1 protein-coding gene is annotated in these 738 nt (G+C 30.9%); it reads left to right on the top strand.

The window, feature by feature from the left end; translation table 11 throughout:
- Positions 1-16: 16 nt before the first annotated feature.
- Positions 17-738: ATP-binding protein (locus HMPREF3270_RS03440; RefSeq protein ID WP_070867167.1), on the top strand; the 722-nt coding region annotated here is incomplete at its 3' end.

Genomic DNA, 738 nt, shown 5'->3' with positions numbered 1-738 from the left:
TATTGGGAGGAATAAAATGCAATCATTTTCAAATATTATGCAAGGAAGCAGACTTAAGAAAAATATAGTCGAAGAAGAGCATGGACTTAAATGTGAAAGTTGCGGCAGAACTTATGACTATTACAAGTTTAGCAATGGTCAGGAATTTAGACATGGTTGTGATTGCGCAATGATTGAAGCTGGTAAAGAAGCTACTAAAAAAAGGCAGCAACGTAAAATAGACGACTCATTCAATCAATCTACAATTAATCCATCTATTAAAGATGCAACAGTTAATAACTATATTCCTAATAATGAGTCGCAAGTAAAAGCCAAGCAAACTGCAATAGAATATGTTCAAAGTTTTACGACAGAAAAAGACAAAATGAAGTCTATTCTTTTTAGAGGAAGCTATGGGACAGGTAAATCGCATTTAGCTTATGCTATTGCAAAAGCAATTAAAAATAAAGGTTATAAGGTTGCTTATATGCAGATACCCGATTTGATGGATAGAATTAAAGCAACATATAACAATCAATCCTATGAAACATTTGATGAACTTAAAATGCAGTTAATTAATTTAGACTTATTAGTGTTGGATGACATAGGTGTTAGCAATAGTGATCATGATTTAGGAAAGCTATACACGATTGTTAACAATAGACAGAATAAAAATAATATATTTACTACTAATTTTAAAGAGTCGGAACTTAATCAAAATGTACATTGGCATAGGATTAATTCAAGAATGAAAAAAGG

This window comes from Staphylococcus sp. HMSC65H10 (assembly GCF_001839185.1).
In the GTDB taxonomy this organism is placed as follows: Bacteria; Bacillota; Bacilli; order Staphylococcales; family Staphylococcaceae; genus Staphylococcus; species Staphylococcus simulans.
The sequence above is the reverse complement of the archived record's forward strand: the minus strand, read 5'-3'. Positions and strand labels throughout refer to the sequence as shown.